Source organism: Aeromonas media, from assembly GCF_020423125.1.
In the GTDB taxonomy this organism is placed as follows: Bacteria; Pseudomonadota; Gammaproteobacteria; order Enterobacterales; family Aeromonadaceae; genus Aeromonas; species Aeromonas media.
In genome coordinates, this window is record NZ_CP075564.1 from 1,072,903 (window position 1) to 1,095,630 (window position 22,728).

Sequence of the window (22,728 nt, forward strand, 5' to 3'; positions counted from 1 at the left end):
TACCTTATGGCTGACGTGCGGGTGAGAGAGGCGGTATGCATGCGCAGGCTCCGGGGGCAGGGCGGGTGAGCGGAATGCGTGGGCTCTGCATGGATCACTCTCTGTGATACGGATGATTGGTGGTGATGCTCCAGGCGCGGTAGAGGCTCTCGGCCACCAGCACCCGCACCAGCGGATGGGGCAGGGTCAGGGGTGACAGGGACCAGCTCTGCTCGGCGGCGGCTTTGCACTCGGGGGAGAGGCCTTCAGGCCCGCCCACCAGCAGCGCCACATCCCGGCCATCGAGCTTCCAGGCTTCCAGTTGCACGGCGAGTTGCTCCGTGGTCCAGGGCTTGCCGGGAATGTCCAGGGTGACGATGCGCGAGCGGCCGGCGGCGGCCAGCATGGCTTCCCCCTCCTTTTGCAGGATGCGGGGAATGTCGGCATTCTTGCCGCGTTTGCCTGCGCCTATCTCGACGAGTTCGAACGGCATGTCTTTCGGGAAACGGCGACGGTACTCTTCGAAGCCACGCTCTACCCAGGCAGGCATCTTGGTGCCCACCGCAATCAACTGGATCTTCATCGTTCTTTACGCTTGCACCCTTATTGCACCTGTACTTGGGCGCCGCCCCAGAGCTTTTCCAGTTGGTAGAAATCGCGGTACTCATCCTGCATCACGTGGACGATGACGGAACCCATGTCCACCAGCACCCACTCACCGGTGAGCTCCCCTTCCACGCTCAGCAGGTCGAGCCCGGCATGACGGGCCTCGCTGGCGAGATTGTGGGCGATGGCACTGACGTGGCGACTGGAGTTGCCGGAGCAGACGATCATGGTGTCCGTGATGCTGGATTTGCCGCGGACATCCAGGGTGATGATGTCGCGGCCTTTCATGTCATCGATTTTGTCGACGATAAAGGCGAGCAGTTCTTGGCCTTGCAATGTCTTCTCCTATCTTCCGGCGCCAGAGGGCGGCGGATTATATCATGGTCATTCCCGTTTCCCAGTCTGGCAAAGGGGAATGGATCCGGGGCCGCCGCCATGGGCAAGGCAGACCCCTGTTGATCACTATAGTGCGCAACCGGGCGGGACAATAGTCAAGCCTGTACCGGCTGCGCCTCAGGGTGTCGGCTGACAAGCCCGCATGGCGCCGATCACCGGCTTGGTGATGGCTGATAGAGCCGATGCCGCCGGATGTAGTCGGCAACCGGGGCCGGCAGCAGGTACCTGGGATCCTGCCCCGCCGCCAGCAGAGCCCGCAGCCGGGTGGCCGACAGCTCGATGGGCAGGTTGTCGGCGATCCAGACATGGCCCTGGCGGTGTCGATGCAGATCCTGCACATCCCGGGTCTGGTGGCGGGCCAGCAGGCTGGCCACCTCGCCCGGGTAATCCGGTTGCCAGCCCGGGCGCATGCTCACCACCAGGTGGGCATGATCGAGCAGCTCCTGCCAGCGATGCCAGCTTGGCAAGCCGAGCAGGGAGTCCATGCCCATCAGAAAACAGACCGGGGTATCCGGCAGCTCCTGGCTGAGCTCGATGAGAGTGTCTATGGTCCAGGACGGTTTATCCCGTTGCAGCTCCCGCTCATCCACTACGAAGCCCGGGTTCTCCGCCGCCGCCAGCGCGACCATGGCGAGCCGTTGCTCGCTGGAGCAGAACGGGTTGGCGCGATGGGGCGGAATATGGTTTGGGAGCAGGCGCACCTCGGCCAGGCCCAGAGCGTCGCGTGCCTCGATGGCGGGCCTCAGATGACCGATGTGGATGGGGTCGAAGGTGCCGCCCAGGATGCCGATGGGGGCCTTCAGCATGAGACTCTCCCAGTCAGATCATGGAAGGGTGCCAAGGAGCCCGCCCGGCGTTTAACCGGTGCGATCAGCATGGTTCCACCTCCAGCAGGGGCAGCGGCGCGCCATCGCGAAAACCCAGGGCTATGGTCTGCAACATCAGCCAGGCCTGCTCGGTGTCGAAGCGGCGCTGGGCGTCATCGAGCCGGGCCATCAGCTGCCACAGCTGCTGTATCTTGCCAACGGGTAGCCGGGTCAGGGCCTGCTGAATGAGTTGCTGGCGGCTCTGCCAGATGCGCAACCGGCTGAAGTGTTCCACCTGCGGCTGACCGGCGCGGGCTGCCAGGGCCAGCTCGGTGAGTTGCTCCAGCTCCCGGCACAGGGTCCAGGCCAGCATGCCGGGCTCGGTGCCTTCGGCTCGCAGCGCCAGCAGGATACGCTGAGCCCGGTTCACCTTGCCCTCCAGCAGGGTATCGACCAGCTGGAACGGGGTGAAGTGGGCGTGGCGTATGATGGTCTCTTGCAGATAGGCGACGCTGATAGGCTGGGGTGGGCCGAGCAGGGTCAGCTTCTCTATCTCCTGGCTCGCGGCCAGCAGGTTGCCCTCAAAGGCGTGGCACATGAAGTTGACTGCATCCGGCAGCACCTTGAGGCCAAAGCGTTGAAATCTCGCGCTCATCCAGCGCGGGAAGAAACGGGGCTCGGGGTGATTGACCGGCACATAGGTGCCGCTCTGGCTCAGCTTGTCGAACCAGGCTGCCTTCATCTGGGTCTGGTTGAGACGCCCCCCCGAGAGCACCAGCAGCAGGTCGGGATGAAGCTGCTTGCCGATCTCTGTGATGCGGGCGGCGAGATCCTTGTCGACCTTGGCGGGCAGCTCCAGCTCGATGATCTGGCGGGCCGAGAAGAGACTCATGGCCTGACAGGCATCATAGACCTGGTTCCAGTCCAGCCCGGCTTCCACCACGAAGCTGTGGCGTTCATCGAAACCTTGCTTGCGGGCCACCTGACGCACGGCGTCGATGGCCTCGAGCTTGAGCAGCGGCTCGTCACCAAAAACGAGATAGCAGGGCTTGAGCCCTGCCTTGAGATGATCTGCGAACTGCTCGGGATAGACTCTCATCAAGATGCTCGCATCAGAACTTGACCTGGCTCAGCTGGCGGATCACCAGGTTCGCGGCCTGCTCCTGCATCTCCTTGCCAAGCTGTTCCTGCTCGCGGGAGGAGGCCAGCGCCGCATCCGGCTTGTTCAGGAAGCTGCGGTTGAAGGTGATGGGGAAGACCTGGGTCGGCTTGCCCGGCATGGAGACGGTGAACTGGGTGCTGTAACCCAGCAGGTACTCGCGGTCCTGGCCGATGGAGTCAACGGAGGCGACCTGGCTGCTGCTGCGTACCCCGGACAGGGCCAGTACCGGAATGCCCTCCTTGTCTGCCAGGGTCACCCCGGAGGCCTTGAGGCGGGTGGTCACCAGCCGATAAAAGTCGCTCTTGTTGTCACCGACCACCTTCATGGTCATCAGCTCGGGGGGGATGGCGGTTCCCCGCATCTGAAAACCGCAGGCCTGCAGCAGCAGGCCCGTCAGCATGATGGCAATCCAGCGAGTGAGGGACATGCCCATGTGAATTCCTCTTTGCATCAAGTGAAGAACGGCGGGCGCTTGCCCGCCGTCATACGTCCGTTCAGACCCCCCGCTCCTTCCCATGGGGAGGGAATAGGGGCGGTCATCCTCAGTTTGCGACTATGTTGAGCAGCTTGCCCGGTACATAGACGACCTTGCGCACTGTCAGGCCTTCGGTGAACTTCTGCACCGACGCATCGGCCATGGCCAGCTTCTCGACGTCGGCCTGGCTTATCTCGGCCGGGACGGTCAGCTTGCCGCGCATCTTGCCGTTGATCTGCACCACCACCAGCTTCTCGGTCTCGACCATGGCGGCTTCATCGGCCACCGGCCAGCCGGTCACGTCTATGTCCCCTTCCTTGCCCAGCATCTTCCACAGCTCGAAACCGATGTGCGGGGTGATGGGGTAGAGCATGACGACGACGGCTTCCAGCGCTTCCTGCATCAGGGCGCGGTCCTGCTCGTCAGAGCCCAGCTTGGCCAGGTTGTTCATCAGCTCCATGATGGCGGCGATGGCGGTGTTGAAGGTCTGACGGCGACCCACGTCATCGCTCACCTTGGCGATGGTTTTGTGCAGTTCACGGCGTACCGCTTTCTGCTCGTTGGTGAGGGCAGCCAGATCCAGCGCGGCAACGGCTCCGCCGGAGACATGCTCGAAGGTGGTGCGCCACAGGCGACGCAAGAAGCGCTGGGCGCCCTCTACACCGGAGTCGGACCACTCCAGGGTCATGTCGGCCGGGGAGGCGAACATCATGAACAGGCGGACGGTATCGGCGCCGTAACGCTCTACCATCAGCTGCGGGTCTATGCCGTTGTTCTTGGACTTGGACATCTTGGTCATGCCGGAGTGGATGACTTCACGGCCCTCAAGATCGACGGCCTTGGTGATGCGGCCCTTGTCGTCGCGCTCTACCTTGACCTCGGTCGGGCTGACCCAGACGTTGCCGCCTTTCTCGTCCTTGTAGTAGAAGGCGTCGGCCAGCACCATGCCCTGGCAGAGCAGGCGCTTGAACGGCTCGTCGCTGTTGACCAGGCCAGCGTCACGCAGCAGCTTGTGGAAGAAGCGGGCGTAGAGCAGGTGCATACAGGCGTGCTCGATACCGCCGATGTACTGATCCACCGGCAGCCAGTGGTTGGCAGCAGCCGGGTCCAGCATGCCCTTGTCGTAGTCCGGGGAGCAGTAGCGGGCGTAGTACCAGGAAGACTCCATAAAGGTGTCGAAGGTATCGGTCTCGCGGAACGCTTCCTGACCGTTGTAAGTGGTTTTGGCCCACTCGGCGTCGGCCTTGATCGGGCTCTGGATGCCATCCATCACCACATCTTCCGGCAACAGCACCGGCAGTTGATCTTCCGGCGTCGGCACGACTGTGCCATCAGCCAGGGTCAGCATCGGGATGGGAGCACCCCAGTAACGTTGACGGGAAACGCCCCAGTCACGCAGACGGAAATTGACGGTGCGCTTGCCGTGGCCGAGGGCTTCCAGCTTGTTGGCGATGGCATCAAACGCGCCCTGGAAGTCGAGACCGTCGAACTCGCCGGAGTTGAACAGTACGCCCTTCTCGGTGTAGGCGGCCGTGCTCACGTCCACCTCGCCATCGGCCGGCTTGATCACGGCCTTGATATCGAGGCCATATTTGGTGGCGAATTCGAAGTCGCGCTGGTCGTGGCCCGGTACCGCCATCACGGCGCCGGTACCGTAGTTCATCAGCACGAAGTTGGCGACCCAGACCGGCACCTTGCGGCCATCCAGCGGGTGAATGGCATAGAGGCCGGTGGCCATGCCCTTCTTCTCCATGGTCGCCATGTCAGCTTCGGCGACCTTGGTGTGCTTGCACTCCTCGATGAAGGCGGCCAGCTCGGGATTGGTCGCGGCAGCCTGGGTGGCCAGCGGGTGACCCGCGGCTATGCCCACATAGGTCACGCCCATGAAGGTGTCCGGGCGGGTGGTGTAGACCTCCAACTGCTCGTCCTGACCCTCGATAGCGAAGCTGATGTTGACCCCTTCGGAGCGACCAATCCAGTTGCGCTGCATGGTCTTGACCATCTCCGGCCAGCCTTCGAGGTTGTCGATGTCATTCAACAGCTCTTCGGCGTAGTCAGTGATCTTGATGAACCACTGGGGGATCTCTTTCTGCTCCACCGGGGTGTCGCAGCGCCAGCAGCAGTTGTCGATCACCTGCTCGTTGGCCAGCACCGTCATGTCGTTCGGACACCAGTTGACGGAGGAGGTCTTCTTGTAGACCAGACCCTTCTCGTAGAGCTTGGTGAAGAACCACTGCTCCCAGCGATAGTAGTCCGGCTTGCAGGTGGCAAGCTCTCTGTCCCAGTCATAGCCCAGACCCAGCATCTTCAGCTGGTTCTTCATGTATTCGATGTTTTCGTAGGTCCAGGGTGCCGGCGCAGTGGCGTTCTTGATGGCGGCGTTTTCCGCCGGCAGACCGAAGGCGTCCCAGCCGATCGGTTGCAGCACATTCTTGCCGTTGAGCCGTTGATAACGGGAGATCACATCACCTATGGTGTAGTTACGCACGTGCCCCATGTGTAGACGACCAGACGGATAAGGGAACATGGAGAGGCAGTAGAACTTTTCCTTGTCTACTTTCTCCACGGCCTTGAAGGTTTTCTTGGCATCCCAGTGCTTTTGCACTGCTGGTTCTATGGATTGGGGAACGTATTGCTCTTGCATTGGTGACATCCGGATCTGTGAAATGAATAGATAAAACGGCTGGGAAATCCCGATAGAATACCCATATCCTGCGGCGGCAACAACCGCCAGCATCCGCCCAGTCTCTGGCCCGACCCGGGCAGCATGGAGGTTTCGCGGAGCAGCAAGGGTGACAGAGGGCGGCAACCACCGCCAGCACGGCTCAGTCTCTGGCTCAGGCCGGGCACGATCAGGGTTCAGCAGAGGAGTAATGGCCATGGACAAACGTCGACAAGGGTATGAAGCCTTCATCGCCCAGCTCAAGAAGCAGTGGGAAGAGACGGAAGAGTTTCAGGGAGAGCGCCTCAACCGGATGATCGCCAAGGTACAGGCCTATCTGGAGGCGGCCGGCGATCTGACCCAGGACGAGCTGGCGCTGATCGCAGAATATGTGAAGCGGGATCTCGGCAACTATGACGAGAGCCGCGCCGAGGTGCCCGAGTCCGCCTTTATGCTGGCATTGAAGGATACAGTGTGGTCCTGGCTGGCGGACGTGACCGACCGCGCCCAGGTGGAGTGGAGCGAGTTGGCGGACGAGCTGGAACACAAGGGGGTCTACCGTGCCGGTGACTGGGTGGGGCTGGGGGTGCAGGTGTGCGATCACTGCGAGTGGCGCCACACCGTGCTGCACCCGGAGCAGCTCGGCACTTGCCCGGAGTGCGGGGCCGACGAGTATCACCGTGAGCCGCTCTCCCCCTGAGAACTTGCCCACGCTCTTGCTGCGAGGCCGTGATCAAGGCTCATGTGCTGCTCGCTTATGTGAAACCGAGGGCTCACGTATATCTATACGCTCCGGTTCCTGCGCTGCTCTTCACCTTGCTGAAGCCTGAACAGGTTCTGAGCGGGTATCAGACTGAACAGAAGAGAGGCGCCCTTGGGCGCCTCTCTTGTTTATCGGATAGCAACGCTGGATCAACGCTGGCGCGCCCAGGGGTGGGCGCGGGGGCGCAATACCAGCGCCAGGCCGAGCAGCAGGGCGGCCAGCGCGTACATGGGCCAGCTGCCAAAGCGCAAATAGGGGGTCTGGCCGTGGGCGGGACGCACCTCGGCGCGCAGCACGCCAGCCTCGAACTGCGGGATCTGGGCGATGATGCTGCCGTCGATCTCGGTGACTATGGTGATGCCGGTGTTGGTGTCGCGCAGCAGCGGGCGAGCCAGTTCCAGGGCGCGCATCCGGGCGATCTCCATGTGCTGCCAGGGACCGATGCTGGTGCCGAACCAGGCGTCGTTGGAGACGGTCAGCAGGAAGTCGGTATCCGGCTGCACGTTGCGGCGCACCTCGTCCGGGAAGATGATTTCGTAGCAGATGGCGGCGGCAAACTTGAGCCCCTTGACGATCAGGTTCGGCTGCACTTCGTCACCCCGGCTGAAGGAGGACATGGGCAGGTTGAAGAAGGGGGCGATGGGACGCAGCAGATCTTCAAAGGGCACGAACTCGCCGATGGGCAGCAGGTGGTACTTGTAGTAGCGATTCTTGTGCTCATAGTGATAGGACTCCTTGCCGTCCAGATCCTGCACCCCCATGCCGAGCACCGTATTGAAGAAGCGCTGCTGCTTCAGATCGTAATGAATGATCCCCGCCAGCAGGCCGGTGTCATTCACCTTCATCGCCTTGTCCAGGCTCTCCAGATAGGTACCCATCTCCTTCTCGATGGCCGGGATCGCCGATTCCGGCCAGACGATAATGTCGGCGTCCTGATTCTCGCGGCTGAGATCCTGATAGGTGCGCACTGTGGGGATCAGGGCCTCCGGATCCCATTTGAGGGACTGGGCGATATTGCCCTGCACCAGAGCCACCTTGACCGGTTCGCCCCGGGTCACCCAGTTGAGGTGCATCAGCCCCTGGGCGGCGCCGACCAGCACGACCGGCAGCAGCAGCCAGGCCGGTTTGCGGCTTTGCCAGGTGAGCCAGAGGGCGGAGGTGGTGAGCAGCAGGGCGAGCGTGATGCCCTGTACCCCGAGGATGGGGGCGAAGCCCTTGAGGGGGCCGTCAATCTGGGTGTAGCCAAACCAGAGCCAGGGATAGCCGGTCATGACGGCGCCCCGCAACCAATCGGCCATCAGCCATAGCGCCGGGAAGGCGAGCAGCCAGCGGCTCCAGTGGCGACCGCCAAAGAAGCGGGCGAAGACCCAGCAGGCCAGGGTCGGATAGAGCGACAGATAGGCGCAGAGGCCGGCCAGCAGCACGAAGGCAGCGGGCAGCGGGATGCCGCCAAACTCCGTCATGCTGACATGGATCCACCATTGTCCCGGCAAGAACAGCCCCATGGCATAGCCGAAGCCGCGCCATGCCGCCTGCTTGGGGTTGGCCTTGTCCAGCAGGGCATAGAGGCCGAGCAGGGAGAGGATCACCAGAGGCCAGTAGCCGAAAGGGGAGAAGGCCAGCACGGCGATGGCGCCAGAGGCCAGGGCGAACAGGCTTGTCAGAAGTTTCGATTTCACGGGGGATCGGGGCTCGAATTGGGCTGAATGAATGTGGAATGGCCGACATCTTAACCGCAAACCGCGTCAACGGCGAGCCTCCCGGCCAGCCGGATGTCGAAGGGGGGCGCAGCAGGGGAATGGGAAGGCGCAGGGGTGGCAGAATGACAAACGCCCCTGAAAGCAGGGGCGTTGATTGACGGCGCGGGAGGGCGGGATCAGGACTCCGGCTGGGCCGCCGCATGATTCTCCGGGATCTTCACCTGCAACTGCTGCAGGCGACGACGGTCCGCATGCATCACCTTGAACAGGTAGCCGTCCAGCTCAATCTCCTCGCCCTTCTTGGGCAGGTGGCTGAAGGCGTGCATCACCAGGCCGCCTACCGTATCTACCTCTTCATCGCTGAATTGGGTGCCGAAGAAGTCGTTGAAATCCTCGATCTCGGTCAAGGCGCTGACGGAGAAGACCCGCTTGCTGATGCGGCGGATCTCTTCCGGCTCATCCTCGATGTCGTCAAACTCGTCGTCTATCTCACCCACGATAAGTTCGAGTATGTCTTCGATGGTCACCAGACCCGAGACGCCGCCGAACTCGTCCACCACGATGGCCATGTGGTAGCGCTCTTCGCGGAACTCCTTGAGCAGGCGATCGACCCGCTTGCTCTCCGGCACGATCACAGTGGGGCGCAGGATCTTCTCGAGCTGCAGCGGCTCGCTGGCGTGATGGCCGCCAAAGCCGAATGGCAGCAGATCCTTGGCGAGCAAGATGCCCTCCACATGATCCTTGTCTTCGTTGATCACCGGGAAGCGGGAGTGGCCGGATTCGATGATGACGGGCAGGAAGTCGTCCACAGGCTGGGACTTCTCGATGGTCACCATCTGGGAGCGGGGGATCATGATGTCACGCACGCGCAGCTCGGCAATTTCGAGCACGCCTTCGATCATGTCCTTGGTGTCCTGATCGATGAGGTCACGTTCTTCCGCATCGGCGATGACTTCTACCAGATCATTGCGGTCTTTTGGCTCGCCCTGGAAGAGTTGGCTGAGCTTGTCGAGCCAGGTTTTCTTCGGCGAGCCGGTACTAGGGTGATCGTCGGTCATTTTCTCTCTTGGTTACTCGTGTGAACATTCGGGATGTTGTCTTGCCGATATAAGGATGGCGGCTGTCTGTTTCAAGACGGTGACCTCTTTACCGGCCTGTCACTCTTCTACGTCGTCGAGGTAGGGATCCGCAAAGCCGAGTTCCTGCATGATGTCGCGCTCGAGCTGCTCCATCTCCTCGGCCTCCTCGTCCTCGATATGGTCATAACCTAGCAGATGCAGACTGCCGTGCACAACCATGTGAGCCCAGTGGGCCATGAGGGGCTTGCCCTGTTCGACCGCCTCGGCCTCGACCACCTGACGGCAGATCACCAGATCCCCGAGCAGGGGCAGCTCCATGCCGGGGGGGGCTTCGAACGGGAAGGAGAGCACGTTGGTGGGCTTGTCCTTGCCACGATAGGTGTGGTTGAGCTCGCGGCTCTCCGCCTCGTCCACCAGCCGCACCGTCACCTCGGCCTCGTCCTGGAAACCCAGGATGGTGCCATCGAGCCAGCCTTGCAGCTGGGCTTCGGTCGGCAGGCTGTCGGTGCTGGCGCAGGCCAGCTGCAGATCCAGGGTCACGCTCATTGGGCACTCTCTTTGCTGGTGTTCTCGTTGCGGGTGTTGGGGGCGCTCTTGTCGGCCGCCTGCTGGGCATCGAACGCCTCGTAGGCCTGCACTATGCGGGCGACGACGGGGTGGCGCACCACGTCCTTGGATTCAAAGAAGTTGAACGACAGGCCATCGACCCCCTGTAGCACTTCCAGCGCGTGGCGCAGGCCGGATTTAGTACTGCGCGGCAGATCCACCTGAGTGATGTCGCCGGTGACCACCGCCTTGGAGTTGAAGCCGATACGGGTCAGGAACATCTTCATCTGTTCCGTTGTGGTGTTCTGGGCCTCGTCCAGGATGATGAAGGCGTCATTCAAGGTTCTTCCGCGCATATAGGCGAGCGGTGCCACCTCGATGATGTTGCGCTCCATCAGCTTCTCGACGCGCTCGAAGCCCAGCATCTCGAACAGGGCGTCATAGAGGGGGCGCAGGTAGGGATCCACCTTCTGAGAGAGATCCCCGGGCAGGAAGCCGAGTTTCTCCCCCGCTTCCACCGCAGGGCGGGTCAGCAGGATACGGCGGATCTCCTGGCGCTCCAGGGCATCCACGGCGGCGGCCACGGCGAGATAGGTCTTGCCGGTACCGGCCGGGCCAATGCCGAAGCTGATGTCGTGGCGCACTATGTTGGCGATGTACTGGGCCTGGTTCGGGCTCCTCGGCTTGATGAGGCCGCGCTTGGTCTTGACCGTCACCTCCTTGCCATAGGGCTGGCTCGGCGCCTCGTCGTCCTGCTCCAACACCCGGGATTCCTGCACCGTCAGGTGCACCATCTCGGGGGTGATGTCATTCACCTTGCCCCCCCTGAGCGGCTGGGTCTCCACATAGAGGTGCTTGAGGATGACGGCCGCCGCATCTATCTGGGCCTGCTTGCCGAGCACCTGAAAGTGGTTGTCACGGTAGCTGATCTCGATGCCAAGACGGCGCTCCAGCTGCTTGAGGTTGTCGTCAAAAGGGCCGCACAGGCTGGCGAGACGCAGGTTGTCGGCGGGTTCCAGGTGCAGGTTCAGGGTCGAGATGTGTCGGCTCAAAATGTCCTCGTATCGGTTGTTCCCCCCGCCCTCGGGAGGGGGGAGAAAATTAATGGGGTCTGAAGGCCGCCACCCCGAGATCATCGGGGACGTTGTCCGGGCGGCGAGCCAGGATTTCGCTCGGCGCGGTGGCGATGCGCAGATTCATCTCATCCTCGCCGCGGATGAAGCGGCCACGCAGGGAGTAGGGGCGCACGTCGGTGATCTCAACATCGGCGAAGCCGCCGATGAGGCGGTGCGGCCCCTCGAAGTTGACCACCCGGTTGTTCTCGGTACGGCCACTGAGCTGCATGGGATCCATCTTGGAGGGGCCCTCCACCAGGATGCGCTGCACCGAGCCCAGCATGGCGCGGCCGATGAGCATGGACTGGTGATTGATCTGGTTCTGCAAGCGGGTGAGGCGGGCCTTCTTCACCTCCATGTCGACGTCGTCCGGCAGGTCTGCGGCCGGGGTGCCGGGGCGCGGGCTGTAGATGAAGCTGAAGCTCATGTCGTAGTTGATCTCTTCGATAAGCTTCATGGTGGCCTCGAAGTCCTCGTCCGTCTCGTTCGGGAAGCCGACGATGAAGTCCGAGCTCATGGTGATGTCGGGACGGACGGCGCGCAGGCGGCGGATCTTGGACTTGTACTCCAGCACTGTGTGCGGGCGCTTCATCATGGTCAGGATGCGATCAGAGCCGCTCTGCACCGGCAGGTGCAGGAAGCTGACCACTTCCGGCGTGTCCTTGTAGACCTCGATGATGTCGTCGGTGAATTCGATGGGATGGCTGGTGGTGTAGCGGATGCGGTCGATACCGTCGATGGCGGCCACCAGGCGTAGCAGCTCGGCGAAGGTGCAGTCATTGCCATCGAAGGTCGGGCCGCGGTAGGCGTTGACGTTCTGGCCGAGCAGGTTCACTTCGCGCACACCCTGCTGGGCGAGCTGGGCGATTTCGTAGAGCACATCGTCGAGCGGTCGGCTCACCTCCTCGCCACGGGTGTAGGGCACCACGCAGAAGGAGCAGTATTTGGAGCAGCCTTCCATGATGGAGACGAAGGCGGTGACCCCCTCGGCACGGGGCTCCGGCAGGTTGTCGAACTTCTCGATCTCCGGGAAGGCGATGTCCACCTGGGCGCCGCGCCCCTCCTGGACCTGCTTGATCATGGCGGGCAGGCGGTGCAGGGTCTGGGGGCCAAACACGATGTCCACATAGGGCGCCCGGCTGCGCAGGGCTTCCCCTTCCTGGGAGGCGACGCAGCCCCCCACCCCGATCACCAGTCCCGGTTTTTTCAGCTTGAGCTTCTTCCAGCGACCGAGCTGGTGGAACACCTTCTCCTGGGCCTTTTCACGAATGGAGCAGGTGTTGAGCAGCAGGACGTCTGCCTCCTCGGGCTCTTCGGTCAGCGTGTAACCATTGCTGGCGTCCAACAGGTCGGCCATCTTGGACGAGTCGTACTCGTTCATCTGGCAGCCCCAGGTCTTGATATGAAGTTTCTTGCTCATTGCTACTCTTGACTGTGTTTAAGATCGGCAGGGTCAAAGGACCGGCCATTTTACTCCGCAATCCCGGTGCTGACCAGTCTGGGGCCGCGCCGCCGCCATATGGCCTGGCCCGTCGCGGCAATTGCCCGCCTGACGCACTGTTTATCCGGTCTCCTTGCGTTATCATGCCCCATTCGGTTCGCCCCCTCTCTTCCTTGTTCGGGGCGACCCCTTGCAGGAATCAAGTTATGGAACAGTGTGATATCGCCATCGTCGGCGCCGGCATGGTGGGCGCCGCCACCGCCTGCTTGCTGGCGGCAGAGGGTCTCAACGTGCGGGTCATCGAGACCCGGTTGCCGGAGCATTACGCCCCGGATCAGCCGCTGGATCTGCGGGTCTCCGCCATCAGCCAGGCCTCGGTGGCGCTGCTGGACAAGGCCGGCGCCTGGTCGCACCTGCAGCAGATGCGGCTGTGTCCCTATCGCCGGCTGGAGACCTGGGAGCTGGACGGCTTCGCCACCCGCTTCGATTCGGCGGAGCTGGGGCTGCCCCAGCTCGGTTACATCATAGAGAACCGGCTGGTGCAGCTCGCCCTGCTGAGGCGAATGGAGGATTTCCCCAACATCCAGACCCACACCCCGGCGGCTGTGGTCCGGCTGCAGCAAGGTGCCGAGCACGCCAGCCTGCTGCTCGATGACGGCACCGAGCTGCAGGCGCGCTGGGTGCTGGCCTGCGACGGCGCCGAGTCGCTCACCCGCCGCCTCGCCGGGATCGGGGTGTCGCGTTTCGAGTACCGCCAGCACTGCATGCTGATCAATATCGACACCGAGTTCGAGCAGGAAGACATCACCTGGCAGCAGTTCACCCCGCAGGGCCCGCGGGCCTTCCTGCCGCTGCCCGGCCGGCACGGCTCCCTGGTGTGGTACGACAGCCCGGCCCGCATCCGGGCGCTCACGGCCATGAGCAACGAGGCGCTGGCCGCCGAGGTGCGTCGCCACTTCCCGGCCCGGCTCGGCGGCTTCCAGGTGACTGACAAGGGCAGCTTCCCTCTGGTGCGCCGCCACGCCAACCACTACCACGCCGGACGGGTGGTGCTGCTCGGCGACGCCGCCCACACCATCAACCCGCTGGCGGGGCAGGGGGTCAACCTCGGCTTCAAGGACGTGGCCTGCTGGACCGAGCTGCTGGGCAAGGCGGGGGCTGACTGGCACGACATCACCCTGGCTAGCCGCTACGAGCGCCGTCGCCGCCCCGACAACCTGCTGATGCAGTCGGGGATGGATCTCTTCTACGGAGTGTTCAGCAATGAGATAGGCCCGCTCAAGCTGGCCCGCAATCTGGCCCTGACCCTGGCGGACAAGGCGGGGCCGCTCAAGGAGATGGCGCTGCGCTACGCCCTGGGGCTGGTATAAAAGTTCCCCTGACCGCAAAGCGATGACGGTATCTGATGTCTGCTCGTCGGCGCATCAGGCCGGCACGGGGTTGATTTCAATGCCCTGTTGAAACCCTGTCGTTTTGAGGCAACATGGTCAAAACAGTGCTGGCCACAAGGATGAGGACATGCGACATCAGGGCAGGATCGCGAGCTGGAACCCGCAGCGCGGCTTCGGTTTTATCAAGCAGGATCAGGGCGGAGCCGATCTCTTCGTGCACATCACCGCCCTGCAATTCGATGGCAGGCTGCCCGAGGTGGGAGAGAGGGTCTCCTATCAGGTCGAGAGCGGCAAGGATGACAAGCCCTGCGCCGTGCAGGTGTTCTTCCCCGACCGCCCTCTCTCGCTGGCAGACGCGCTGAGACCATCCATCGAGTCCCCCATGCCGGATCGCGGGAACAGGGCCGATGTGAACATGAGGGCTCCACAACCCGCCATGCCCAGAGCCCGCGTGCATCACGCCCCTCGCCGCAAGGGCAACTGGCGTGGCAAGCTTGTCCCCCTGCTGGTGCTGGCGGGACTGTTCTCCCTTTATTCCCGCTTCTCGGCGGAGTTTGTTTCCCCTCCAGCAGCACCCACTTTCAGTCAGGAGGAGACCAGTACCTCGTACGGCAAGGCGCAGGCGTCCTCTTTTGTCCGTCAGTGCGACGGTCGTCAGCACTGCTCCCAGATGACCTCCTGCGAAGAGGCGACCTGGTTCTTGCAACATTGCCCCAATACCAAGATGGATGGAGAGGGGGATGGCATCCCCTGTGAAGATCAGTGGTGTGGCCATTGAGCCAGCCTTGCTGCTTTCCATTTCCCTGTTTGGGCAGCACTCCTGTCAGAGGTTATTCCCCTCCGGGTGCATGGCCCTGACCAGGGTCAGGAAGCGATCCCGAATGGGATCAGCAAAGTCGGGGTTCCACACCAGGCTTATCTCCCACTCGGACCAGGGGCCGGACAGGGGATAGAGGGTCACGTCCTTGCCCGCGATGAAGCCGACGCTGCGGGGCAGTATGGCGTTGCCTATGCCGGCGGCCACCAGGGCCACCAGAGTCTGGATGTCCTCCGCCTCCTGGATCATGCCGGTCAGCCGGTTGGCGCCGAGGAAGCGGGCGATCTGCTGGCTGAGGCCGGGGCAGCGGTGGCCCACCATCTGCAGCAACGGCTGCGTGGTCAGCGCCCGCTCCACGTCGAACGCAGCCGGATCCGGCCCCGTCATCTGGCTTGGCACGGCCAGCACCAGCCGGTCGGTCAGCAACCTGTGCTCCCGCAGCTGTGGCGCTTGCGGCCTTCGCATAAAGCCTACCTGCAGCCGCCCCGCCAGCAGCAGATCGTGCTGGACGGCGGAGGTCATGTCCTGCAGATGCACCATTACATCCGGGGCCTGCTGCTTGAAGCGGGCCACCAGAGAGGGCGCCAGTGCGAAGCTCGACAACCCGAACCCTATCTTGAGGCGCCCGGCGGCGCCACTCGCCAGCGCCAGGGCGTGGTGCTCGAATCCCTTGCCGTGTTCCACCAGGGCGCGGGCCTGGGGCAGTAACTGGGTGCCGATGGCGGTCAGCTCGGCGCCATGGCGGCCCCGGTTGAACAGAGTGCTGCCGAGCGCCAGCTCCAGCCCCTGGATCTGCTTGGTCAGCGCCGGTTGCGTGATGAAGAGCCGACTGGCGGCCTCCCGGTAGTTGGCGGTCTCGGCCAGCATGACGAAGGCCTGCAGCTGTCTTAAGTCGAATTTCATTCCATTTGGTTATCCAATGTGGCGATTTATTGATTATAAATTATCTAACTCCCTTGTTCTAATGGTCTCGAAACGGGCCTTTTGCCCTCTGACCAGCCACAAGGAGTCATGTCATGTCGAGTGAACGCTATCTGTTCTTGATCAAGGGAAGCCTGGTAATGGCCCAGCCACTGGCGGCGCCGGAGACGGGTGAGCTTCTGACCAGCCTGTTGCAGCAGGGGTTTGCCGTCGGGCCTCTGCCGGTGTGGGCGAGCAATACCGAGCAGGCGCTTGCCTGTTATGAGCAGTCGGCCCAGCGGCAGGCCTTCGTCGACGTGCTGGCGGGGAGAACCGCATGACCGTGCTCACCCTGAGGGCCGAGGCCCTGCTGCTGGACATGGACGGCACCCTGGTGCACTCCACCACAGAGGTGGAGACCGTCTGGCGGCTCTGGTGCCAGAGCCATCGGCTGGATCCCGAGCCTGTGCTGGCCATGTGCCATGGGGTGCGCTCGCGGGAGGTGATACGCGCGCTGGCGCCGCAGCTGGATCTGGCCCGGGAGGTGGCCCTGCTCGACGAGCTGGAGATCCAGCATGCGAGAGTGGCCGAGCCGATCGCCGGGGCCCGCACCCTGCTTGGAGCCTTGTCGCCGGCGCGCTGGGCGCTGGTGACCTCCGCGAGCCAGCGGGTGGCGCGGCACCGCCTGGCCAGTGCCGGGTTGCCGTTGCCGAGACTATTGATCGGGGCAGAAGATGTGGTGCGAGGTAAGCCGGATCCCGAGCCTTATCTGCTTGCCGCACGCCGGCTTGGCCTTGCTCCCGCCGACTGCCTGGTGTTCGAGGATGCCCCTGCGGGGATATGCAGCGCCCTGCAGGCTGGCTGTCAGGTAGTGCAGATAGGGGGCGACAAACGGCTCGATGACGGGGTCAGGGCGCGGCTGGAGGACTGGCGGCAGATCCGCCTGACCGAGGACGAGGCTGGCCTGCAGCTTTGCATGGCGAACCTGCTGCCGGACTGAGGCCGGCCTCCATCTGCCGGGGCGTCAAGAGGGATCCGAGTCCATGGCGGGGGGCGCCGCATCCCCCGAGCGCCTGTCTGCCTCCTCACCCCCGTGCACTTCCACCCGGTTGCGGCCATTGTGCTTGGCCTGATAGAGGGCCTGATCGGCGCGGGAGAGCAGCCTGTCCAGGTTGAAGTGACCCTGGTGCTGGCAGGCTATTCCTATGCTCACAGTGACCGAGACCGGGTTGCCTTCCCCATCCAGCACCTTCAGCCGAGCAACCGCCTCCCGTAGCCGCTCGACCACGTCCAGTGTCTGGGCCCTGGTGGTATCGGGCAGCAGCACCGCAAACTCCTCTCCTCCCATCCGGCCGAACAGGTCTTCCTGGCGCAGATGCTGGCTCACCGTGGTGGTGAAGGCCTTCAGCAGCTTGTCGCCCGCCTCGTGACCATGGCGGTCGTTGATGCGCTTGAAGTTGTCCAGATCCAGCATGCAGACCGCGAGGGGGCGTTTCCCCCGTTCCAGCTTCTCCGCCATCTGTTCGGCACCGGGCCAGAAGCCAGCCCGATTGAGGACGCCGGTGAGATGATCGTGGTGCGCCAGGTATTCCATCCTGCGCAGCAGGTTATTGCGTGTCGCCATTATGCTGGCTGCGGTGAGTGGGGTGAGGGCAATCAACATGACGCCGATCCGCACCGAGAACATCCAGTACTGGGTCTGGACATCCTGACTGATTGTCAGGTAGCCGTTGGAGAGGGCGAGCAGGATCAGGGTGCTGAAGGAGAGCGAGAGCAGGCTGGTGGCAAAGACGGAGTAGTTGATGGCGCACCAGAGCAGGGCCGGGACCGGAAAGGCAATGGAGCCAGGCCCCTCGATCAGCAGGGTCAGCAGCAGGGTGCCAACCAGGCTCAGCAGGGGCAGCAGCCTGCTCCAGGAGATATTTGTCTGATACAGGAGGCGGCACCAGTCCGGCAGTGTGTCCGGCGGGGGCAGGGTCAGGATCACCGGCAGTATGGCCATGTAGTTGACCAGCTCGCTGGCGAACCAGAAGCCGAGTCCGTAGAGGTGTGAGCCCTGAAACAGCATGGGGTTGATCGCTGCCCCGACCAGCCCGGCGGCGAAGGAGGCCGCCATGGCGATCAGCAGCAGATAGACGATGGAGGTGGGTCGCCTGAGCCGTTTGTCTTCGTGATCCAGCCGGCGGAACAGCAGGTAGCCGACGCTGACGCCGGCCAGGTTGCCGAGGGTGAGCAGCGCCGTCTTGAGGGGCGGGTCCTCGGTGAACAGGGAGGCGAGCAGATAACCCAGCAGGCCCCCCAGCCAGCCTGGGGGCGAGGCCAGGCGCGGGTAACGCAGCAGTATGCCGAGCAGGACGGCATTGGCGGGCCAGAAGGCCGCCAGCAGGCTGGGAGGGCGGGTGAAGATGCCGACAAGTGAAAACAGCAGGATGAGGGTGGCGACACAGAGCAGGGCAAACAAGGGATAGAGAGTGGACAAGATACGCTGGCGTCTGGCTTCTCCCATGCGTCTCTCCTGAGGGCGGTTGGCGTGATAGCCCTGAGTATGGTTGCACGGAGCGGAAAATGCGGGAGGAAGCAGGGGCAAGGGCCCCCTCGGCGAGGGGGCCTTTGGGGTTAGCCGAAGACCCGGAAGCGGACCTCGTCGTCCATGAAGGTCTTGTCACCGGCCGGTTGCTCTATGCTGCCAAAGGGCATCTGGGCACGCAGCAGCCAGCTGGCGGGCAGGTCCCACTCCTTGCGGACCGCCTCGTCGATCAGCGGGTTGTAGTGCTGCAGGGAGGCGCCAACACCTTCCTGGGCCAGGGTGGTCCAGACCGCAAACTGGGCGATCCCGGTGCCATGTTCGGACCAGATGGGGAAGTTGTCGGCATAGAGGGCGAATTTTTGCTGCAGATCCTTGATGACGGCGGTGTCCTCGAAGAACAGCACTGTGCCGAAGCCTGCGCGGAAGCTGCCGTTTACCTTGGCCTCGCTCTGGGGATAAGCCTCTGGCGGTACAATCTTTTTCAATTCAGCTTTGACGATGTCCCACAGCTTGTGGTGCTGTTCGCCAAACAGGATGACGGCACGGGAGCTCTGGGAGTTGAAGGAGGAAGGGCTGTGCTTGATGGCATCCTTGATGAGAGCCGTCAGCTGAGCCTCGGAATGGGTCACCTGGTCACCCAGGGCATAGATGGTACGACGTACTTTGATCTGTTCGATAAACGGACTGCTCATAACATCTCCTTGGTTGTGGATCATCACCGCCAGCATTGCCGATAAAGGTCATCTGGCTCCGATTTATCCAGTCATGGACTATAACACCTTCTGTGCAAGAAACCGTCAACGCTGGGTGATGACTGTTTCCACTTTTCATGGATATTCACTTGATGAAACCGGGTATGGCCCGCTGATGTCTTGGTTGTCATTAACCGTAGTTGTTAATGACTTCAATCAATACTTGGGCGGTGTTTTCCACTATAAAATGCATCTTATGTGACATTTTATAGAGGATGGCATGGCTGCGGCTATCATCAAGGAGCGCTACTACATACTGACACCGCTGTCGTTTCTGCTCGGTGCCCTGGTGCTGATCACCACCCTGTTGCTGGCGGCGGCCAGCTACCTGCGCAGCATCGACAAGACCATCGCCGGCTATGACCACATGCTCACCTCCATCGACGCCACCCTGATCCACGAGATGGTGCTGGCCAATCGGCGGCAGCTCGGCGTGCTGGAGGCCTCCCTGGACAAGCGGGCCATCGCGCGGGGGGGCTCTGCCATCAACCCGATCTGGGCCATCGCCCACCAATTCAAGCACGACGCCCATTTCCTCTACTTCTACAACACCCGCGTCGACCGTCTCGAGAGCTACCCCGAGTGGCAGGTGCCGACCGGCTACCAGGCACAGAAGCGCCCCTGGTATCAGACCCTGGCCAACGACAGCGACGAGCTGGTCTGGTTTGGTCCCTACCAGGAGTTCGGCGGCAACGCAGAGGTCTTGACCCTGATCAAGCGGGTCAAGGATGACGAGGGGGAACTGCTGGGTTTGCTGATGGTCGACATGTCGTTCAACTCGCTGCAGTCGGCGCTGCGACGGGCGATGGGCAGCGATCAGGCTGCCATCTACATCACCGAGGGCAAGGGAAACCGACTGGTGGTGGGACACAACCTGTCACTGTTGCCGGCGGTGCCCGGCACGCCGAGCCAGGGGGCCGAGTTGAAGGTGATCCGGGAAGGTTGCCACCTGACACACCCGCTGTCGGATATCGACTGGGATCTCAACATCTATCTGCCTCCCGCCCACTTTCATGACAACCTGCAAGATACCCTGCTGATGGTGGTGCTGCCCGCGTTGGCACTGCTCGGTATCTGGCTGTGCAGTCTGTTGTTTCTGGTGCGCATTTTTCGCCAGGAGCAGGCGTTGGTGCAGCGATCTCTCAGCGGCCTCGTCCAGGATGCGGCGCTGATGGAGATCCAGCTGCGCCGGCGTACGTGGTTCGTGCACGGCAGCCTGGGGGAGATCAGTCAGGTGAGAAACAGCTTGCTGGAGGGACAGGATGCTCTGCTGCACGATCCCCTCACCGGCATCATGAACCGGCGGGCCTTCGAGCAAGGCAGGGCCAGGCTGGCGCAGGAGGGCACGCCCCATTGGCTGGTGCTGTTTGATGTGGATTGCTTCAAGCGCATCAATGACAGCTGGGGACACGGGGTGGGCGATGCGGTGCTGTTCCGGGTGGCCACCATCATGGCGAGAACCCTGGGAGAGGCTCAGGTCTACCGTATAGGTGGGGATGAGTTTGCGGCCCTGCTGCCCTGGGAGCAGGAGGAGGTCGAGGAGCGTCTGACCCAGCTGCTGACCCGGGTGCGGGTGCTGCAGTGGCGCGAGTTTGAGGAGTCCATCACCCTGAGCGCGGGTGGAGCTCGCTATCCGGATGACGCCGCCGCCCTGCTCGATCGGGCGGATGAGTGCCTGTACCAAAGCAAGCGGCAGGGACGGGATTGCTGGCACCTGTCACCCACCCAAGATCCCCCAAAAGGGGAGGTCGTGACAGTATCTGTCTGACCGCCATCGGGAGAAAAAGGGCCTGAATGGCCGAGAAAGGGGTCACAGTGGGGATAATTTCCCATGTGACCTTTTTTTTTAATTCATTTTCAGTCGGTTAGCTCATGTGATTGTGCCATGTCGCGAAGGAGAGACACTTTCCCTGCCGGCGAGGACGCCGTAATCCTGGTAGCGGAGTCCGGGACGCTTTGTATAGTGCAGGGAAAAATAATCAATCAGACATCAGGTTTGACAGGAGTACCCCATGGAAATGAGAAAATACGGCATGAGCGCGATGGCGCTGCTGGGCGCGCTGCTGTTGGGCAATGGTCAGGCGCAGGCGTCCGAGACCGTCAACACCATACTCGGTGGTGGTGTCGGCGGGGTTGCAGGTACCATGATCGGCAAGCAGCTGGGGGGCGACACCGGCGCCTTGGTGGGGGCCGCTGTTGGCGGTGCGGCGGGCGGTGCGGCCACGGCCGACCGGGGCAACAAGAATGAGGCAGCCCTGGGGGGCGCGGTCGGTGCCCTGGGCGGTGCCGCCATCGGCAAGAGCGTGGGTGGCAGCACTGGCCAGCTGATCGGTGCCGGCATCGGCGGGGCTGGTGGTTCGGCCATAGGCGCCAAAACCGGCGACGGTCACGAGAGCAACAACGATCGCTACTATGACGACAGGCGCTATCACAAGCACCACAAGCATCACAAAAAGCACCGCAAGCACAGATGGCATGACGACGACTGAGGTCAGCCAGGAGAGAGAAAAAGGGGCCAGGGGCCCCTTTTTCGTGCCCATCGTATCGAAGGCGGTAGGGATACCCGCCGAGCGATGTTGCCGGCCCCGGCCTCGGCGTGTCAGACCAGACGGTGCTGGCGCCTGCCGGCGGCAAAGGCGTTGATGTTGTCGATCAACTGATCCGCGAGGCGCTGCATCGATTCCTCGCTGGCCCAGGCCACATGGGGCGTCAGAATGAAGTTGGGGTAACGCAGCGCCTGCATCAGGGGGTGGTCGGGGGGAGGTGGCTCGATGCTCGCCACGTCGAACCCGGCGCCGCCGAGGCGACCGTTGGCCAGCGCCTCCAGCAGGGCCTGCTCGTCCACCAGGCCGCCGCGGCCCACATTGATCAGCAGAGCTCCCGGTTTCATCATGGCCAGCTCCCGCGGACCTATCAGGTGGCGGGTGTAGGGGGTGAGCGGGCAGTGCAGGCTGATGATGTCCGCGCTTTGCAGCAGCTCGTCGAGGGGCAACCGATCCTCGTCGTGGCTGGCGCCGACCTGGCTCTGGGCATAAAAGACCTCCATGCCGATGGCACTGGCCCTCTGCCCCAGAGCCTGCCCCAGGGTGCCCTTGCCGATGATGCCGAGGCGCTTGCCGTGCAGATCCGTGATGGGGTGATCGAAGAAGCAGAACTGGCCGCTCTGCTGCCAGCGCCCCTCCAGCAGGGACTGGCGCCAGGCGAACAGGTTGCGAGACAAGGCCAGCATCAGCGCCATGGCGTGTTCCGGCACCGAGGGGCCCGAGTAGTTGCGGATGTTGCAGACGCCGACGTTGGCGGCGCGGCACGCCTCCAGATCCAGGTTGTCACTGCCGGTTGCGGCCAGCGCGATGAGTTTCAGGTCCGGCAGCCGGGCCAGCTCGGCGGCGCCGATGCGCACCTTGTTGATGATGGCGATGCTGGCGCAACTGAGCCGCTCCACCACCTGTTCCGGCCTCGTCTCGGGGTAGCTTTGCCAGTGATGGGGGAAGTCGGGGCGACGCAGATTGATGCCGGCGTCCAGGGTGTCACTGTCGAGAAACACGATTTGCTGCATTAAGCCTCCTGCCGTTGAGGCGTTTATGATGCCAAACATCGGCGACCGAGGGCCA

General features: G+C 62.9%; 23 protein-coding genes. 8 read left to right on the plus strand and 15 right to left on the minus strand.

Annotation, left to right across the window (positions count from 1 at the left end):
• Positions 1-94: 94 nt before the first annotated feature.
• From rlmH to leuS, 6 genes are all read right to left on the minus strand, one after another.
• Positions 95-562 (minus strand): 23S rRNA (pseudouridine(1915)-N(3))-methyltransferase RlmH, encoded by a 468-nt coding sequence (rlmH, locus tag KI797_RS05100; protein WP_042034723.1) that lies wholly within the window; start codon positions 560-562, stop codon positions 95-97.
• 20 nt (positions 563-582) lie between these two features.
• A complete protein-coding gene (gene rsfS, locus KI797_RS05105) occupies positions 583-921 on the minus strand; it encodes a ribosome silencing factor (protein WP_226171821.1) in 339 nt (112 codons plus the stop codon).
• A gap of 212 nt (positions 922-1,133) precedes the next feature.
• Positions 1,134-1,787 carry a nicotinate-nucleotide adenylyltransferase gene (gene nadD / locus KI797_RS05110; RefSeq protein ID WP_042649620.1) on the minus strand — a complete coding sequence of 218 codons (654 nt, stop codon included), beginning with the start codon at positions 1,785-1,787 and terminating at the stop codon, positions 1,134-1,136.
• A 64-nt stretch (positions 1,788-1,851) separates the two neighbouring features.
• On the minus strand, positions 1,852-2,886 hold the full coding sequence (holA, locus tag KI797_RS05115) for a DNA polymerase III subunit delta (RefSeq protein WP_226171823.1): 1,035 nt from the start codon (positions 2,884-2,886) through the stop codon (positions 1,852-1,854).
• A 13-nt stretch (positions 2,887-2,899) separates the two neighbouring features.
• The gene (locus KI797_RS05120; protein WP_226171825.1) at positions 2,900-3,382 is read right to left on the minus strand and encodes an LPS-assembly lipoprotein LptE; all 483 of its coding nucleotides are present in this window, start codon (positions 3,380-3,382) and stop codon (positions 2,900-2,902) included.
• 109 nt (positions 3,383-3,491) lie between these two features.
• A complete protein-coding gene (leuS, locus tag KI797_RS05125) occupies positions 3,492-6,068 on the minus strand; it encodes a leucine--tRNA ligase (protein WP_226171827.1) in 2,577 nt (858 codons plus the stop codon).
• A gap of 235 nt (positions 6,069-6,303) precedes the next feature.
• On the opposite strand from leuS, the gene KI797_RS05130 reads away from it, so the two are divergent.
• On the plus strand, positions 6,304-6,786 hold the full coding sequence (locus KI797_RS05130) for a zinc ribbon-containing protein (RefSeq protein ID WP_226171829.1): 483 nt from the start codon (positions 6,304-6,306) through the stop codon (positions 6,784-6,786).
• A gap of 212 nt (positions 6,787-6,998) precedes the next feature.
• Here KI797_RS05130 and lnt read toward each other — a convergent pair whose 3' ends face one another.
• The 5 genes from lnt to miaB all read right to left on the minus strand — a co-directional run bounded on the left by lnt (position 6,999) and on the right by miaB (position 12,709).
• Positions 6,999-8,528, minus strand: coding sequence for an apolipoprotein N-acyltransferase (gene lnt, locus KI797_RS05135; protein ID WP_226171832.1), 1,530 nt, complete (start codon positions 8,526-8,528; stop codon positions 6,999-7,001).
• 197 nt (positions 8,529-8,725) lie between these two features.
• On the minus strand, positions 8,726-9,607 hold the full coding sequence (gene corC / locus KI797_RS05140) for a CNNM family magnesium/cobalt transport protein CorC (protein ID WP_005329827.1): 882 nt from the start codon (positions 9,605-9,607) through the stop codon (positions 8,726-8,728).
• A 99-nt stretch (positions 9,608-9,706) separates the two neighbouring features.
• Positions 9,707-10,174 (minus strand): rRNA maturation RNase YbeY, encoded by a 468-nt coding sequence (gene ybeY / locus KI797_RS05145; protein WP_226171835.1) that lies wholly within the window; start codon positions 10,172-10,174, stop codon positions 9,707-9,709.
• Positions 10,171-11,226: a PhoH family protein gene (locus KI797_RS05150; protein WP_005329829.1), complete on the minus strand. Its 1,056-nt coding sequence runs from the start codon at positions 11,224-11,226 to the stop codon at positions 10,171-10,173. The genes ybeY and KI797_RS05150 overlap by 4 nt, the downstream gene beginning before the upstream one ends.
• Positions 11,227-11,275: 49 nt before the next feature.
• Positions 11,276-12,709, minus strand: coding sequence for a tRNA (N6-isopentenyl adenosine(37)-C2)-methylthiotransferase MiaB (miaB, locus tag KI797_RS05155; RefSeq protein WP_226171838.1), 1,434 nt, complete (start codon positions 12,707-12,709; stop codon positions 11,276-11,278).
• A gap of 227 nt (positions 12,710-12,936) precedes the next feature.
• Between miaB and KI797_RS05160 the strand changes: the two genes are divergently transcribed.
• Positions 12,937-14,100, plus strand: coding sequence for an FAD-dependent monooxygenase (locus KI797_RS05160; RefSeq protein ID WP_226171841.1), 1,164 nt, complete (start codon positions 12,937-12,939; stop codon positions 14,098-14,100).
• Between the two features lie 148 nt (positions 14,101-14,248).
• Positions 14,249-14,899: a cold shock domain-containing protein gene (locus KI797_RS05165; RefSeq protein ID WP_226171844.1), complete on the plus strand. Its 651-nt coding sequence runs from the start codon at positions 14,249-14,251 to the stop codon at positions 14,897-14,899.
• A 45-nt stretch (positions 14,900-14,944) separates the two neighbouring features.
• On the opposite strand, the gene KI797_RS05170 is transcribed toward KI797_RS05165, so the two are convergent.
• Positions 14,945-15,841 (minus strand): LysR family transcriptional regulator, encoded by an 897-nt coding sequence (locus KI797_RS05170; RefSeq protein ID WP_226171847.1) that lies wholly within the window; start codon positions 15,839-15,841, stop codon positions 14,945-14,947.
• A gap of 113 nt (positions 15,842-15,954) precedes the next feature.
• Between KI797_RS05170 and KI797_RS05175 the strand changes: the two genes are divergently transcribed.
• Both KI797_RS05175 and KI797_RS05180 read left to right on the plus strand, forming a co-directional pair.
• Complete coding sequence (locus tag KI797_RS05175; protein WP_025326108.1) at positions 15,955-16,179, plus strand: hypothetical protein; 225 nt, start codon at positions 15,955-15,957, stop codon at positions 16,177-16,179.
• Positions 16,176-16,838 (plus strand): HAD-IA family hydrolase, encoded by a 663-nt coding sequence (locus KI797_RS05180; RefSeq protein WP_226171850.1) that lies wholly within the window; start codon positions 16,176-16,178, stop codon positions 16,836-16,838. Before KI797_RS05175 ends, KI797_RS05180 begins: the two co-directional genes overlap by 4 nt.
• Positions 16,839-16,862: 24 nt before the next feature.
• Here the strand turns inward: KI797_RS05180 and KI797_RS05185 are convergent, their stop codons facing one another.
• Both KI797_RS05185 and KI797_RS05190 read right to left on the minus strand, forming a co-directional pair.
• The gene (locus tag KI797_RS05185) at positions 16,863-18,344 is read right to left on the minus strand and encodes a sensor domain-containing diguanylate cyclase (protein WP_226171853.1); all 1,482 of its coding nucleotides are present in this window, start codon (positions 18,342-18,344) and stop codon (positions 16,863-16,865) included.
• A gap of 110 nt (positions 18,345-18,454) precedes the next feature.
• Entirely contained in the window at positions 18,455-19,057 is a 603-nt protein-coding gene (locus KI797_RS05190; protein WP_042649609.1) for a nitroreductase family protein, read from the minus strand.
• Between the two features lie 13 nt (positions 19,058-19,070).
• On the opposite strand from KI797_RS05190, the gene KI797_RS05195 reads away from it, so the two are divergent.
• The 3 genes from KI797_RS05195 (at position 19,071) to KI797_RS05205 (ending at position 21,606) form a co-directional block, all read left to right on the plus strand.
• Complete coding sequence (locus KI797_RS05195; RefSeq protein WP_139751017.1) at positions 19,071-19,319, plus strand: hypothetical protein; 249 nt, start codon at positions 19,071-19,073, stop codon at positions 19,317-19,319.
• A gap of 18 nt (positions 19,320-19,337) precedes the next feature.
• A complete protein-coding gene (locus KI797_RS05200) occupies positions 19,338-20,885 on the plus strand; it encodes a sensor domain-containing diguanylate cyclase (RefSeq protein ID WP_226171856.1) in 1,548 nt (515 codons plus the stop codon).
• A gap of 244 nt (positions 20,886-21,129) precedes the next feature.
• Positions 21,130-21,606: a glycine zipper domain-containing protein gene (locus KI797_RS05205; protein ID WP_042649607.1), complete on the plus strand. Its 477-nt coding sequence runs from the start codon at positions 21,130-21,132 to the stop codon at positions 21,604-21,606.
• 110 nt (positions 21,607-21,716) lie between these two features.
• On the opposite strand, the gene KI797_RS05210 is transcribed toward KI797_RS05205, so the two are convergent.
• Positions 21,717-22,673, minus strand: a complete 957-nt coding sequence (locus KI797_RS05210) for a D-2-hydroxyacid dehydrogenase (protein WP_042649606.1) — start codon at positions 22,671-22,673, stop codon at positions 21,717-21,719.
• Between the last annotated feature and the right edge of the window lie 55 nt (positions 22,674-22,728).